The sequence below is a fragment of the Curtobacterium sp. MCLR17_040 genome (assembly GCF_003234735.1).
GTDB lineage: Bacteria > Actinomycetota > Actinomycetes > Actinomycetales > Microbacteriaceae > Curtobacterium > Curtobacterium flaccumfaciens.
Genome location: NZ_QKTE01000014.1, coordinates 1 through 13,551 on the forward strand (window position 1 = coordinate 1; position 13,551 = coordinate 13,551).

The following is a 13,551-nucleotide window of genomic DNA, read 5'->3' on the forward strand; positions in this document are numbered from 1 at the left end:
GGCCGGGTGGGGGCCCGGGGGGCGTTGCATCTGGCACGCTCCAACCCTGGCACACGGTGCCCGGAGCGGGCCTCGAAGTGGTCACCGGGCGTCGTGTACGGTGTCGCTCGAGACACGGGGTGCCGCATCCAGCGGCTGAGATCACACCCGTCGAACCTGCTCGAGCTCGTACTCGCGAAGGGATCGTCCATGGAAACCGCTGCGCCCTCCCCTGCCTGGGCCCACCGAACCGCCGAACTGCTCGAGGCCGTGCGTGCCCGGGCCCCGCTGGTGCAGTGCATCACGAACACGGTCGTGCAGAACGTCACGGCGAACGTGCTGCTCGCGCTCGGGGCCTCGCCCGCGATGGTCGACGTGGCGACCGAGGCGGGGCCGTTCGCCCGCGTCGCCGATGCCCTGCTGGTGAACACCGGTACCCCGCACGCCGAACCGCGGGTCGCCGCGCTGGAGGCCGTGCACGCCGCCCGTGACGCGGGGACCCCGTGGGTCCTCGACCCGGTGGCGGTCGGCTCGCTGCCGGTGCGCACCGCCCTGGCGCGCGACCTGCTCGCGCTGCACCCGACGGTGCTGCGGGGCAACGCCTCCGAGGTGCTCGCCCTGCTCGGCGACTCGGCCGGTGGCCGCGGGGTCGACAGCACGGTGGGCACGGAGGACGCCCGGGTCGCGTCCGTCGCTGCTTCGGACGGGAGGCTCGTGGCCGCGGTGGCCGTGTCGGGTGCGGTCGACCTGCTGGTCGCGCCGGGCATCGGTGTGGTCCGGGTGGCGAACGGGACCGACCTGCTGACGCGGATCACCGGTGGCGGGTGTGCGCTCGGCGCGGTCGTCGCCGCGTTCACGTCGGTCGCGCCGGAGGACGCGGGTGCCGCTGCCGTCGCCGCCACCGCCGTGCACACGATCGCCGCGGAGCTCGCGGCGCGGGATGCCGGTGGGCCGGGGACCTTCCAGCCGCTGTTCCTCGACCGGTTGGCGTCGCTGACCCCGGAGGACGTCGTCCGCGAGGCCCGGATCACGGTCGAGACCGCTCCTGTCGGTGCCCGGGCGGTGTCGGCATGAGCGGGCTGCAGTCCGCCGGGTTCGGCGTCTACCTGGTGACCGACGGTGCCCTGGCCGACCGGCACGGCATCGGGGTGCTCGGGGTCGTCCGTGCCGCCGTGCACGCCGGGGTCCGGATCGTGCAGGTACGGGACAAGGACGCCTCGGCGCGTGACCTGCTGGCACTCACCGCGGCGGTCGCCGACGCCGTCGGGGACCGTGCGACGGTGGTGGTCGACGACCGGCTCGACGTCGCCCTCGCCGCACGGCACGCGGGACACCGGGTCGCGGGCGTGCACCTCGGCCAGTCCGACGTCCCCGTCACCGCCGCCCGTGCCCTGCTCGGAGCGGACGCCCACGTGGGCCTCACCGCGAACACGCTCGCGCACCTGGCTGCCGTCGAGCGACTCCCCCGCGGCACCGTGGACCTGCTCGGCGTCGGGGTCGTGCACCCCACGGCGACGAAGGCGGACCACCCGCCGGCGCTGGGCCACGACGGGTTCGCCCGGCTGGCCGCCGCGACCGACGTGCCGTGCGTGGCGATCGGCGGGGTGACCCTCGACGACGTCGCGCCGCTCCGGGCTGCCGGTGCCGCGGGGGTCGCGATCGTGTCGGGCATCTGCGCTGCGGCCGACCCCGGATCCGCGGCGGCGGCGTACGTGGCCGCGTGGGGCCCTGGACCCGACCACGGGACGGAGGCGAGGCCGTCAGGTGCAGGCGATCCGTCCCTCCAGGCCGACGCCACGCACCACGGGGCGGACGCATGAGCGTCCCACGGGTGCTGACCATCGCCGGGACCGACCCGACGGGCGGGGCCGGGATGCAGGCGGACCTCAAGGCGATCGCCGCGCACGACGGGTACGGGATGGGGGTCCTGACGGCGCTCGTCGCGCAGAACACGCACGGGGTGCGGTCGGTGCACGTGCCGGACGTCGGGTTCCTGCGGGAGCAGCTCGACGCGGTGTCGGACGACGTCGTGGTCGACGCGGTGAAGATCGGGATGCTCGGCACCGCCGACGTCGTGCGGGTCGTGACGGACTGGCTGCGGGAGCACCGGCCGCCGGTGGTCGTCGTCGACCCGGTGATGGTGGCGACGAGCGGGGACCGGCTGCTCGACGAGGACGCGGCCGCGGCCATGGGAGCGCTGTTCGCGCTCGCCGACCTGGTGACGCCGAACCGGGCCGAGCTCGTGGTGCTGGCGGAACTGGCCGGGTCCGGTGTGCCCGGTCGTGGTGCGTCGGCGTCGGCTTCGTCGCTGGCGGCGGCGCGTGCGGTGGCGGCGCGCTGGGACGTCCTGGTGCTGGCGAAGGGCGGCCACGACGAGGGGCCGACCTCTGACGACGTGCTCGTGGCACCGGACGGTACCGTGCGGGTGTTCACGGGTCCCCGGGTCGCGACGACGAACACGCACGGCACCGGGTGCTCGCTCTCCAGTGCGATCGCGACGCTCGCCGCGCGGCACGGCGACTGGGAGCTCGCGGTCGGGGTGGCGAAGGAGTGGCTGACGGCGGCGCTGCGCGGGGCCGACGCACTGTCGGTCGGGAGCGGCAACGGCCCGGTCGACCACGGGGCGCAGGCGCGGGCAGCCCTGCCGGCGCTGTCGTACACGGACGTGTGGTGGGCCGATGCGGCATCGGTGCTGCAGGAGACGATCGACTGCGCGTTCCTGGTGGGGCTCCGGGACGGGACCCTCGAGCCGGAGGTGTTCGCGGGCTACCTGGCGCAGGACGTCCACTACCTGCGGGCGTACGAGCGGCACCTGGCGGCACTCGGGGGCGGCGCTGCCGGTGCCGGTGCTGGCGCTGGTGATGCTGCTGCGTTCTGGGCGGCGGCTGCGCAGGGGTGCGCCGACGAGGCCCGCGACCTGCACCACCGTCGGCTGGCCGGCTCGCACGCCGACGATCCCGTGCACCCCACGTGCGGCGGGTACCTCGCGCACCTGCAGGAGGCCGCCGACTCCGGCTCCCGTGCGGTGCTCGCCGCCGCGGTGCTGCCGTGCTTCCGGGTCTACGCCTGGGTCGGGTCGCAGCTCGGGGTCGCTCCGGACGGGCACGCCTTCGCGGACTGGATCACGGCGTACGGGGACCCGGGGTTCGCGGCGTCGAGCGCCGAGGCGACCCGGCTCGTCGAGGAGGCAGCCCGTGCGGCGACGCCCGACGAGCGGGGGCGGATGGCGCGGGCGTTCCGGCGTTCGGCGGAGTGGGAGCTCGCGTTCTTCCGGATGCCGCTGGCAGGGGCTGCTGGTGCCGGGGCCACCGCGGCTGCGGGCGGCGCGGTCGGTGCCGCCGAAGCGACACTGCTGCGCTGACGGCCGTCGAACACCCCGCGAAAGCGACAGATGTCCGGAGAAGTTCCGCAGGGATCTGTCGCTTTCGGGAACGGGGCGCGCCGACGCAGGCACGCGACCGGGGCTAGCCGGCGACCGGGGGCAGCCGCACCAGTTCGACGGAGAGCTCGGTGCCGGTGACCGTGCCGCGCATCCACGTGTGGTCGGGCTGGCGACGGCGGTCGGTCGGCGAACCGGGGTTCAGCAGGCGCATCCCCGACGGCGCCACGGTGTCCCACGGGATGTGCGAGTGGCCGAAGACGAGCACGTCGGTGTCCGGGTACTCGGCGTCCATCCGGCGCTCCCGACCGGTCGATGCCCCGGTCTCGTGCACCAGGGCGAAGCGCAGGTCCTCGACACCGAACCGGGCGACGAGCGGCAGCCGGTCGTCGAACTCCGGACCGTCGTTGTTGCCCCGCACGCCCTCGAAGCGGCGGGACCGCGCCTGCACGGCGTCGAGGGTGGCCAGGTCGACCCAGTCCCCCGCGTGCACCACGAGGTCGGCCGCGTCGACGTCGGCCCACAGCCCGGGCGGCAGGTCCTTCGCGCGCTTCGGCAGGTGCGTGTCGGACAGCAGGACGAACGACGTCGTCACGACTCGGTGGGTGCCGGCATCGGGAGCCCGGCCTCGTCCGAGGCGCCGAGGCGCTCCAGCAGCCCGGCGAGCAGTGCGATGTCGTCGTCCGACCAGTCGGCGAGCCGTTCGTCGAGCGCGTCCCGGTGCAGCTGCACCGACCGCTCGAGCGCTGCGCGGCCGGCGTCGGTCGCCTCGAGCGGCTTCGCGTTGCCGCTGCCGCCGTCGGTCGTCCGCACCAGCCCGGTCGCGAGGAGCCCGGACAGCTGCCGCGAGATCGTCGAACGGTTCAGCCGCAGGTAGCGGGCGATGTCGATGGCCATGCAGCCCGGGTGCTGGACGACGAAGTCGACGAGGGACTGGTCGACGACGCTCAACACCTGGTCCGAGCCCCGGGCCCGGATGCTCGCCCGACGGGTGATGCGGGCGAGCTCCGTGTACGCCCGGCTGATGTCGCTGTTGCGGACCCTCGAACTCGGGTGGTCCATGGTGGCTCCAGCCTGTCTGTGCCGGCGCCGGCCGGCGGTCTTCTGGTCCGGTCACACTACCGGCGGGTCCGCGGAGAGTGGGGTCAGCGACCGCCCGCGGCAGCCTGCAGTGCGGGGATGTCCAGCTTGACCATCTGCATCATGGCCTCGAACACGCGGGCATTCGCCTCCGGATCACCCGATCCGCTCATCAACTCCCCCAGCATCGACGGGGTCACCTGCCACGCCAGACCCCAGCGGTCGGTCAACCAGCCGCACGCCGTCGGGCTCCCGCCGTCGGCGAGCAGGGCGTCCCACAGCCGGTCGAGCTCGTCCTGCGTGTCCACGTCGATCTGGAACGAGACGGCGTCGGTGTGCGGGTGCCCGGGGCCGCCGTTCATCGCGCGGTACGGGGCACCGAGCAACGTGAACTCGACGACGAGCGCACGGCCGTCGGGCATCCGGCTCACGCTGTCGACGTGACTGTCGGGGAACAGTCCGACGTAGTACTCGGCCGCCTGTTCGGCCTGGTCGTCGTACCAGAGGAACGGGGTGATGGTGGGCACGGGAGCCCCTTCGTTCGGTGCTCAGTCCGCGGCACTGCGGCTGAGCAGGTCGGCTTTCTCGGGGTGTTCGTCGAACCACTTGCCGACGAACCAGCACATTGGGACGATGCGTTTCGTGGTCGACGACTCGACGTCGGCGACGGCGTACTCGACGAGCTGCGCCGCGTAGCCGTGGCCGCGGTGCTTCGGGACCGTGTACGTGTGCGGGAAGGCAACAGCGTCACCGTTCACCCGGTAGTCGAGCACGCTCACGAGCTCGCCGCGGACGTACATCGCGTAGCGGTCCTGGTCGGTCTCGTCGCGGAACTCGGGGTCCATGCCGCCATCATGCTCCCGGCGGGGCGTTCGCGCCCCGGGGAATGCACGAGGGCGGGCAGCGTTGCAGGGACACCATGACAACCATCGGAATCATCGGCGCCGGCAACATCGGATCCCAGCTCGCTCGACTCGCGGTACGGAACGGCCACCAGGTCGTCATCGCGAACTCCCGCGGCCCGGAGACCCTGACCGACCTGGTCACGGAACTCGGCGACGGCGCACGCGCAGCGACCCGCGACGAGGCAGCCGCAGCGGGCGAGATCGTCGTCGTGACGGTGCCGCTCGCCGCGATCGAGACGATCCCCGTCGAGCCCCTCGTCGGCAAGGTCGTCATCGACACGAACAACTACTACTGGGAGCGCGACGGCCACATCGCCGCCCTCGACGACCAGTCCACGACCACGGCCGAGATGCTGCAGGACCACCTGCCCGGCGCCCGTGTCGTGAAGGCGTTCAACCACATCGGCGCCGACGACCTGACCGGCCACGCGACGCCCGCCGGCACCCCTGATCGTCGTGCCCTCGTCATCGCCGGCGACGACGACTCCGCCAAGCAGACCGTCGCCCAGCTCATCGACGCGTTCGGCTTCGACGTCGTCGACGCCGGACCGCTCGCGGAGGGCTGGCGCATCCAGCGGGACACTCCCGGCTACGGCCCGCGGATGACCGCCGCCGAGCTGCGCGACGCCCTGGCCGCCGCGACGCGCTAGCGACGCGCCCCCGACGCAGTTTCGCGCTGAGCGACACCTCACGGGCTCCGCAGCCCGTGACCTGTCGCTCAGCGCGAAACGACCGGGCGCGAAAAGCCCGCTCAGGCCCGGTCGAAGATCGTCGTCATGTCGGCGATGTCGTCCTCGGTCGGCGGCGACCCCGAACTGGGGCTGCGATCCACACAGCGGTTGCCGCTACAACTGAGCATGGATCAGTCGACGGAAGGAGCGCCGCAGTGGCAGCGCATCGCATGCCCGAATCGGACCGGCCCCGTCGGCCCGTCCCGGCCTGGGTGACCGCGCCGCCCGTCGACGAGGTCGCGCCCGAGCGGGTCGCCGCCGCCGGTCACGTGAACGCCTCCGGCCGGGAGGCCCGCCCCACCCCCGCCTCGTCACGCGCCGCCCACGCGGCGCCGGTCCCACCGACCACGGTCGCCCCGGCGGGGAACGCCGCGGCTGAGCAGGCACCCGCCGCGCATGCGCCGGCCGCGCACGCACTGACGTCCGAGCCCGCGTCGATCGCCGCACTGGTCGAGGCCGACGCCCCCGTGCCCGACTTCCCGCCGCAGCAGGAACTGCTGCCCCCGGCCCCGACGTCGCCGAACGTGCACACCGTGCCGTTCGAGACCCCCGCGGTGCCGCCGTCGTCGGTCCCCGCCTCCGGGCTCGTGGTGCCGGTCTCCCCGGTCGCCGCCGCACCCGCCTCGGCGGACGCCGCACCACTCGTCGCACCGCTCACCACCCCCTCGCCGGAGGCACCGCCGACCGCCGCACCCGCGGTGCCCGTCGCCGGACAGCCCCGGTTCTCGGTGCCCGGCCTCGAACACGTGGTCGTCGAGGGCACCGAACCCGAGCCCGTCGGCCCGATCGGCTACCGGACACCCCGACGCTTCGCCCACCAGCAGGCCGCCGCACGGTCGGCAGCACCCACACCCGCAGCCGCGGGGTCGTTCGACGCCGTGCTGCACGCGGCGCCCACCACCGCGGCTCCCGGCGGCACCGCCGTCGCGACCCCGAAAGCCCAGGCGACCACGGCCCTGGTCGCACCCACCCCGGTGCCGCAGGGTGCTGGCGGGGGCGAGGCGGGCCTCCCGACCGAACTGCTCGACCAGCCCGTGGCCGCAGCCGCCCTGCCGGGGCCACGCCGTGCGCTCGGTGCGACCGCCGGCGCAGTGCTCGGCGCCGTCGCCGGGATCGCGACGATCGGTCTGGCGGCCTGGTGGTTCACCGCGCCCGCGACCGTGCACGGCGTCGGCGTGGTGCTCGGACTGCTCGCGCTGGTCCTCTCGATCGTGACGCTTCGCGACCGGACGGCCACGTGGCAGCGGCCGGTCGCGCTGCTCGGCGCCGTGCTCGGTGGCGTCGGCACGATCGTGCTGCTGTGGGCGGTCGCGGCGGCGCTGCTGCCGCTCGCGGGCGTGACGCTGCCGGACGTCACCGGCACCGGCACGACCCCGACGCTTGCCCCGTAGCGCGGCGAGCGCTCAGACGCCGTCGTCTCGGCAGGACGCCGCGTCGACGTCGAGACGCCCCCGAAAGTCGCGGCGTCTCGGCGGCTCGGCGGCGTCGAGACAACACGCCGGCGTCTTGCTGCGGACACCAGCCCGAACACGCCGGCGTCTCGCCGCCGATGCACGCGCTCAGACGGCGCGGACGACCCCGCGGGACAGGATCGCGTTCGTCAGCGCGTCGATCGGTTCCCGCTGCACCGTCGGGTTGGCGATGAGGACGTAGTCCACCGCCGGCAGGTCCGGCAGCCCGAGCCGCTGCGACACCTTCACCAGGTCGGCCGGGATCAGCGAGTGCGGGAACACCGCGACGCCGATGCCCGCGCGCACCGCGGCGAGCACCCCGTTGACGTCGCGGGTGTTGCAGGTGATCCGCCAGGTGCGGCCGGCGGCCTCGAGGGCGTCGATCGCCATCTGCCGGCTGATGCTCGGCGCCTGGTACGCGATGAGCGGGACGGGTTCGCCGGGTTCCAGGGCGATGCCGTCCTGCGCCATCCACACCATCTGGTCGGTCGCGACCCGGGTGCCCTCGGCGGACTCCCCCGCCGTCTGCTTGATGAACACCAGGTCGAGCTGGCCGGCGTGCACCCGGCGGAGCAGCGGGGCCGACTGGTTCACCGTGAGCTCGAGGTTCACCTGCGGGTGCAGCCGTCGGAAGTCCCGCAGGATCCGCGGCAGCTGGGTGATGGCGAGGTCGTCCGCCGCCCCGAAGCGCAGCCGCCCGCGGGTGGCCGCGCCGGAGAAGTAGGCGTCGGCGGTGGCGTGCGCGGCGAGGATCGTCCGTGCGAACCCGGCCATCGCGTCCCCGTTGTCGGTCAGGGCGACGCCGCGGGTGTCCCGGGCGACCAGGGTGCGCGCCACCGCGGTCTCCAGGCGCCGGACGTGCTGGGACACCGTCGGCTGGCTGATGCCGAGCCGGGTCCCGGCCTGCGTGAAGCTGCCGGTCTCCGCCACGGCCAGGAACGTCTGCAACAGGACCGGATCGAGCACGTCGCGCCTTCCGTCGGTGCGACCTCATTCGACATCGCAATGGAGTGATAGCCACCATAGGGGTATCGAATGGCCCGGCGCCACGTAGTTTCGTTGGGGTACCAGATCCACACCGACGTCCGGAGAACCCCGCACCGTGAGCGCGTCACCGACGACCCTCCCCCCGCCCACCGAACCGCTCCCGATCCAGGCCACGCGACCGCCGTGGCGCCACACGCTCATCGCCCTGTCCGTGCCGAACTTCCGGCTGTTCACGGCGACGAACCTGGTGGCGATGACCGCCGGCTGGATGCAGCGGATCGCGCAGGACTGGCTCGTGCTGCAGCTGACCGGTTCGGTCGCGCAGGTCGGCATCACGGTCGCCTGTCAGTTCGCGCCGATGCTGCTGTTCGGGCTGCTCGGGGGCGTCCTGGTCGACCGGTTCTCGAAGCGCGCGCTCATGATGATCACCCAGGGAGCCTTCGCGGTGCTGTCCGCGCTGCTCGCCGTCCTGACGCTCGCCGGCGTCGTCGAGGCGTGGCACATCTGGGTGATCGCCTTCCTGGTCGGCATGGTCACCGTGATCGACAACCCGGCACGGCAGGTGTTCGTCACCGAGATCGTCGGGCACAAGCACCTGCGGAACGCCATCAGCGTGAATTCGTCGGTGTTCCAGCTGGGCGGCATGATCGGCCCGGCGCTGTCCGGGGCCCTGCTCGTCGCGGTCGGTGCGGGGTGGTCGTTCGGCGTGAACGCGATCGCCTGCGTCGCCGTCGTCGTGACGCTCGGGTTCCTGAAGGTCTCCGAACTGCACCGCACACCGCCGGCGCCCCGCGGCAAGGGGCAGCTCGTGGAGGGCCTCCGCTACGCCGTGCACAAGCCGACGATCATCGTGCCGGTGATCCTCGTCGCGTTCTTCTCGGTGTTCGCGCTGACGATGCCCGTGCTGCTGTCCGCCTTCGCGTCACAGGTGTACGACGTCGGCGCCGGCGGCTACGGGGTGTTCAACTCCGCCGTGGCGATCGGCGCCCTGGTCGGTGCGCTGCTCTCCACCCGGAGGGCCGTCGTCCGGCTCCGCACCATCGTCGGCGGGGTGTTCTGGACGGGCCTGCTGCTCGTCGTCTCGGGGTCGATCCCGGCGATCGCACCGTTCACCGTCGCGCTGGTTGCTGTCGGGATGTCGCAGCTGCTGTTTCAGACCGCGTCGAACTCGCTCGTGCAGCTGTCGTCGAACGTGGCGATCCGCGGCCGGGTGATGTCGCTCTACGTCCTCGTGCTGCTCGGTGGACAGGCGATCGGCGGGCCGCTGATGGGCCAGATCGTCGACCGCTTCGGTGCGCACGTGGGGATGATGGTCGCCGGAGGCGTGCCGGCTGCGGCCGCCGCCGTGATCGCGCTCGTGCTCGCCCGCCGGGGCGGCCTGCACCTGGCGGTGCGGATGCGCCACCACCTACCGGTGCCGGCGATCGTCGCGCACTGACGCGGGCCCTGGCGGTGACCACCCGCCGGCCTGGAGGCCCGTGGCGGCCCCGCCCCGTGCCTCCCGTCCGCCCGTTGGTCGGGTCCGGCGGTGTGCAAAACACCGGTGTTCACGCTCGACACCGCGGGATCCCGCGGTGTGTTGCGTGAACACCGGTGTCCCGCGAGGGGCAGTGCCTCAGTAGGCGACGCCGAAACGCGCCTGGTGGTGCACCGGGGTGACGATCTCGTCGACGAACGCGATGGCGTAGTCGGCGCCGGAGATGTCCGAGTTGCCCTCGGCGTCGGCGAGCAGGACCTCGTCCGAGGCGCGGTAGGTGCCGCGACGCTCGCCCGGGTTGTAGCCGCCGAAGGCCGCGGCGGGGCTCACGTAGAACCAGTCGACGTCGGTGTCCGACGCACGGAGGGCGTCGAGGATCTGCGCGTGGCTCTTCGCCTCGCCCTTGAAGGCGTCCGGGAAGCCGTCGGTGTCGAAGAGGCGGGGGCCGTCCTCGGACACGCGCATCGAGCCGGCACCGCCGACGATGCCGAGCCGCGCACCGGCTGCAGCGGCGGCGTCGACGAAGTGCTGGAACTTGTCCTTCAGCTCGCTGCCGTCGGCCTGCACGGCGTGGAGCGAGACGATGACGACGTCGGCGCCCTTGGTGACCTCGGACACGAAGTCGGCGTCGAACGCGTCACCCTGCGCCAGGGTGAGACCCTCGGCCGGCTCGAGCTTGCTCGTGTCGCGGGCGACCGCGGTGACGGTGATGCCGCGGGAGAGTGCCTCGTGGGTGATGGCGGAGCCGGCGTAACCGGTGCCTCCGAAGACGACGATGTTGGTCATGGTGTTCCCTTCGTGGACGTGCTGGGCGTCGGTGACGTTGACAGTCACCGTACAAGAGTTACTCTCTTTGAGTAAGTAGGCACCTGGCGGTGCGTTGCGGAGGACACCATGTCAGCACTCGAGTACAGCCCCTACGCGGCGGACTGCCCCAGCCGGCAGCTGCTCGACCGCATCGGCGACCGCTGGAGCGTGCTGACGATCGGCGCCCTCGCCGACGGTCCCGCACGGTACTCGGCGGTGGCGGCCCGGGTGCAGGGGGTCTCCCAGAAGATGCTCACCCAGACGCTGCGGGCGCTCGAACGCGACGGCATGGTGACGCGAACGGTGTTCCCCGAGATCCCGCCGCACGTGGAGTACGAACTGACCGAGCTCGGGCGATCGCTGCGCACGGTGCTCGTGCCGCTGGAGGACTGGGCCACCTCGCACATGCCCGACGTGGCCGAGGCGCGCGAGGGGTACGACGCGCACTGAGCACCCCGCACTCGGAATCCCCGACGGCGACGAGTGGTTGCCTGGGGACATGCGATCGATCGTCTACACGAAGCCCGGTGCCAGCAACGTCCTCGAACTCGTCGAGCGGGAGATCCCGGAGCCCGGAGCCGGCGAGGTCCGCGTCCGCGTCGTCGTCTCCGGCGTCAACCCGACCGACTGGAAGGCCCGTGCCGGCGGCACGTACGGCGACGGACTGCCCTTCCCCGAGATCACGCCGAACCAGGACGGCGCAGGTGTCGTCGACGCCGTCGGCCCCGGAGTCGACGGGCTGACCGTCGGTGACCGCGTCTGGCTGTTCATGGCGGCGGCGTCACGGCCGACCGGCACGGCACAGGAGTACACGGTCGTGCCCGAGTCGCGCGTGGTCCCGCTGCCCGACGGTGTCTCGTTCGACGTCGGCGCCTCGCTCGGCGTCCCCGCGATGACGGCGCACCGAGCACTCACCACCCACGAGGACGGCCCCGCACGACTGGGACCCGGAGCCCTCGACGGCTTCACCGTGCTCGTCGCCGGCGGCGCCGGTGCCGTGGGGCACGCCGCCATCCAGCTCGCCCGCTGGGCCGGAGCGACCGTCATCACGACGATCAGCTCGGACGCGAAGGCAGCCCTCGCCACGGCGGCCGGCGCCCACCACGTCGTGAACTACCGCGAGGAGGACGCCGCCGAGCGCATCCGGTCGATCGCGCCGGACGGTGTCGACATCGTCGTCGAGGTGTCGATCCCGCAGAACGCCGCGCTGGTCGCCGACGTGCTGGCGAACCACGGCGTCGTGTCGATCTACGCGAACAACGGCGGCGACGAGGCGAGCCTGCCGATCCGCCCGAACATGAGCGTGAACGCCCGCTACCAGTTCCTGCTGCTCTACACGATCGGCGACGAGGCGCTGTCCGCGGCAGCCGAGGACGTCACCGAGGCGCTGCACGACGGTGTGCTGCCGGTCGGCGAGGACGCCGGGCTCCCGCTCACCCGCTTCACGCTCGGGCAGACCGCCCAGGCGCACGACGCGGTCGAGCAGGACACGGTCGGCAAGGTGCTCATCGACGTGACCGAGGCGCCGTAGCTGCGACATCGGAGCCGGCTCGGGCTCCGGCTCCGGCTCCGGCTCCGGCTAAAACGAACGGCTCCCACGCATGCGTGGGAGCCGTTCGTCGTGGACGATGCGGGAGGGGTCAGCGACCCAGACGCGCGGCGATGGCTGCGGTGACCCGGAGCCGGGCTGCAGCGCGCTCGCGTTCGATGTTGGCGGCGATGACGTCGAGGTCTTCGTAGTCGGCGTCGGTGGTGGTGTCGTTCCAGTTCGGCGAGGAGATCCGGGCACGCCCGAACGACGGCGGAGCAGGGTTCACGGTCGTCATGGGGGCATCGTACGTCGAGCGTCCGACAGAGCGTGTGAGCATCACGGGCCTTTCCTTGGATTGCGGTCGCGCTCGGGGAACGAGTAGGTCAGCGAGAACGCGACGGCCATGAACGACGCCATCATCGCGATGTTCTTGGCGTCGAGTTCGGTGAAGGCGTCGGGGACCGGAGAGTCGACGGTGAGCATGCCGAACGAGTACTGGTCCGACCGGATCACCACCGAGACGTACGAGGTGTACCGCGGCTCGAAGCCCGGCAGGTCCTGGTCGACGTCGACGTCGGCCGAGCGGTCACCGACGATCCGGGGTGATCCGCCGACCAGCACCCACTCGAGGTTGCGGTCGCCGTAGGGCGTGCCGGCGCGGAAGACCCCGGCGGTGTCGCCGGCCCCACCGTGACCGATCGGCTCGAGCGCACGCAGATCGGTGGACAGCTGGTACACGTTGGCGCGGACGTCGGGCACCTTGGGCAGCAGGTAGAACGCCAGGGCCACGGCGACGCGGTCGGCGACCACCGAGAGTTCACCGTGGCGCTCGGATCGGGGCAGCTCGGTGAACCGGACGAGCCGGGTGGCGATCTGGCCGAACGCGTACCGGACCGCCGTCGACTGCTCGAGCTCCGCCGCGGTGGCGTTGTCCTCGGCCACCGACCGGGCGGCGTCGCTGCGCCGGGTCCGGACCACCTGCACGGTCACGGCGCCGACGAGCACGACGAGCCCGAACGCGACGAGCGACAGTCGGACCGACGGCGTGACGAACAGGTTCGGCAGCTGGAACGCCGCGGTGGGCGCAGCAGCCACCACGATCGGCCACACGACCGTGCCGACCCGTCCTGAACGCTGTTGCCCCATGGCCACGACGCTAGGTCACGCCACCGACGCGGACGGAGTTGTCCACAGGCGGGTTCTCCACAGGATCCATCGGCCTCC

General features: G+C 72.8%; 16 protein-coding genes and 1 riboswitch. Of the genes, 8 read left to right on the forward strand and 8 right to left on the reverse strand.

Annotated elements, in window-relative coordinates:
- The first annotated feature begins 105 nt into the window (after positions 1 to 105).
- Positions 106 to 201: riboswitch (TPP riboswitch) on the forward strand.
- The 3 genes from thiM (at position 190) to thiD (ending at position 3,340) form a co-directional block, all read left to right on the forward strand.
- Positions 190 to 1,053 carry a hydroxyethylthiazole kinase gene (gene thiM, locus DEJ01_RS12290; protein WP_181438438.1) on the forward strand — a complete coding sequence of 288 codons (864 nt, stop codon included), beginning with the start codon at positions 190 to 192 and terminating at the stop codon, positions 1,051 to 1,053. Its footprint overlaps the riboswitch before it by 12 nt.
- Entirely contained in the window at positions 1,050 to 1,799 is a 750-nt protein-coding gene (thiE, locus tag DEJ01_RS12295) for a thiamine phosphate synthase (RefSeq protein WP_258375710.1), read from the forward strand. The genes thiM and thiE overlap by 4 nt, the downstream gene beginning before the upstream one ends.
- Entirely contained in the window at positions 1,796 to 3,340 is a 1,545-nt protein-coding gene (gene thiD, locus DEJ01_RS12300; protein ID WP_111093131.1) for a bifunctional hydroxymethylpyrimidine kinase/phosphomethylpyrimidine kinase, read from the forward strand. The genes thiE and thiD overlap by 4 nt, the downstream gene beginning before the upstream one ends.
- Positions 3,341 to 3,443: 103 nt before the next feature.
- Here thiD and DEJ01_RS12305 read toward each other — a convergent pair whose 3' ends face one another.
- The 4 genes from DEJ01_RS12305 to DEJ01_RS12320 all read right to left on the reverse strand — a co-directional run bounded on the left by DEJ01_RS12305 (position 3,444) and on the right by DEJ01_RS12320 (position 5,283).
- The gene (locus DEJ01_RS12305) at positions 3,444 to 3,953 is read right to left on the reverse strand and encodes a metallophosphoesterase (RefSeq protein WP_111093132.1); all 510 of its coding nucleotides are present in this window, start codon (positions 3,951 to 3,953) and stop codon (positions 3,444 to 3,446) included.
- A complete protein-coding gene (locus DEJ01_RS12310; protein ID WP_051596672.1) occupies positions 3,950 to 4,420 on the reverse strand; it encodes a MarR family winged helix-turn-helix transcriptional regulator in 471 nt (156 codons plus the stop codon). Before DEJ01_RS12310 ends, DEJ01_RS12305 begins: the two co-directional genes overlap by 4 nt.
- Positions 4,421 to 4,503: 83 nt before the next feature.
- Positions 4,504 to 4,965 carry a VOC family protein gene (locus DEJ01_RS12315; RefSeq protein WP_111054996.1) on the reverse strand — a complete coding sequence of 154 codons (462 nt, stop codon included), beginning with the start codon at positions 4,963 to 4,965 and terminating at the stop codon, positions 4,504 to 4,506.
- Positions 4,966 to 4,986: 21 nt separating this feature from the next.
- Positions 4,987 to 5,283, reverse strand: coding sequence for a GNAT family N-acetyltransferase (locus DEJ01_RS12320; RefSeq protein WP_111093133.1), 297 nt, complete (start codon positions 5,281 to 5,283; stop codon positions 4,987 to 4,989).
- Between the two features lie 74 nt (positions 5,284 to 5,357).
- Between DEJ01_RS12320 and DEJ01_RS12325 the strand changes: the two genes are divergently transcribed.
- Both DEJ01_RS12325 and DEJ01_RS12330 read left to right on the forward strand, forming a co-directional pair.
- Entirely contained in the window at positions 5,358 to 5,993 is a 636-nt protein-coding gene (locus DEJ01_RS12325) for an NADPH-dependent F420 reductase (protein WP_111093134.1), read from the forward strand.
- Between the two features lie 251 nt (positions 5,994 to 6,244).
- Positions 6,245 to 7,465 (forward strand): hypothetical protein, encoded by a 1,221-nt coding sequence (locus DEJ01_RS12330; protein WP_111093135.1) that lies wholly within the window; start codon positions 6,245 to 6,247, stop codon positions 7,463 to 7,465.
- Positions 7,466 to 7,633: 168 nt separating this feature from the next.
- Here DEJ01_RS12330 and DEJ01_RS12335 read toward each other — a convergent pair whose 3' ends face one another.
- A complete protein-coding gene (locus DEJ01_RS12335; protein ID WP_071405389.1) occupies positions 7,634 to 8,491 on the reverse strand; it encodes a LysR substrate-binding domain-containing protein in 858 nt (285 codons plus the stop codon).
- Between the two features lie 136 nt (positions 8,492 to 8,627).
- On the opposite strand from DEJ01_RS12335, the gene DEJ01_RS12340 reads away from it, so the two are divergent.
- Complete coding sequence (locus tag DEJ01_RS12340; protein WP_111023764.1) at positions 8,628 to 9,950, forward strand: MFS transporter; 1,323 nt, start codon at positions 8,628 to 8,630, stop codon at positions 9,948 to 9,950.
- A 177-nt stretch (positions 9,951 to 10,127) separates the two neighbouring features.
- Here the strand turns inward: DEJ01_RS12340 and DEJ01_RS12345 are convergent, their stop codons facing one another.
- Positions 10,128 to 10,775 (reverse strand): NAD(P)-dependent oxidoreductase, encoded by a 648-nt coding sequence (locus tag DEJ01_RS12345; protein WP_111093195.1) that lies wholly within the window; start codon positions 10,773 to 10,775, stop codon positions 10,128 to 10,130.
- A 108-nt stretch (positions 10,776 to 10,883) separates the two neighbouring features.
- Between DEJ01_RS12345 and DEJ01_RS12350 the strand changes: the two genes are divergently transcribed.
- Both DEJ01_RS12350 and DEJ01_RS12355 read left to right on the forward strand, forming a co-directional pair.
- The gene (locus tag DEJ01_RS12350) at positions 10,884 to 11,246 is read left to right on the forward strand and encodes a helix-turn-helix domain-containing protein (RefSeq protein ID WP_111093136.1); all 363 of its coding nucleotides are present in this window, start codon (positions 10,884 to 10,886) and stop codon (positions 11,244 to 11,246) included.
- A 49-nt stretch (positions 11,247 to 11,295) separates the two neighbouring features.
- On the forward strand, positions 11,296 to 12,327 hold the full coding sequence (locus tag DEJ01_RS12355) for an NADPH:quinone reductase (RefSeq protein ID WP_111093137.1): 1,032 nt from the start codon (positions 11,296 to 11,298) through the stop codon (positions 12,325 to 12,327).
- A gap of 109 nt (positions 12,328 to 12,436) precedes the next feature.
- Here DEJ01_RS12355 and DEJ01_RS12360 read toward each other — a convergent pair whose 3' ends face one another.
- Both DEJ01_RS12360 and DEJ01_RS12365 read right to left on the reverse strand, forming a co-directional pair.
- Positions 12,437 to 12,622, reverse strand: a complete 186-nt coding sequence (locus tag DEJ01_RS12360; RefSeq protein ID WP_111093138.1) for a hypothetical protein — start codon at positions 12,620 to 12,622, stop codon at positions 12,437 to 12,439.
- 41 nt (positions 12,623 to 12,663) lie between these two features.
- A complete protein-coding gene (locus tag DEJ01_RS12365; protein WP_146247607.1) occupies positions 12,664 to 13,473 on the reverse strand; it encodes a GAF domain-containing protein in 810 nt (269 codons plus the stop codon).
- Between the last annotated feature and the right edge of the window lie 78 nt (positions 13,474 to 13,551).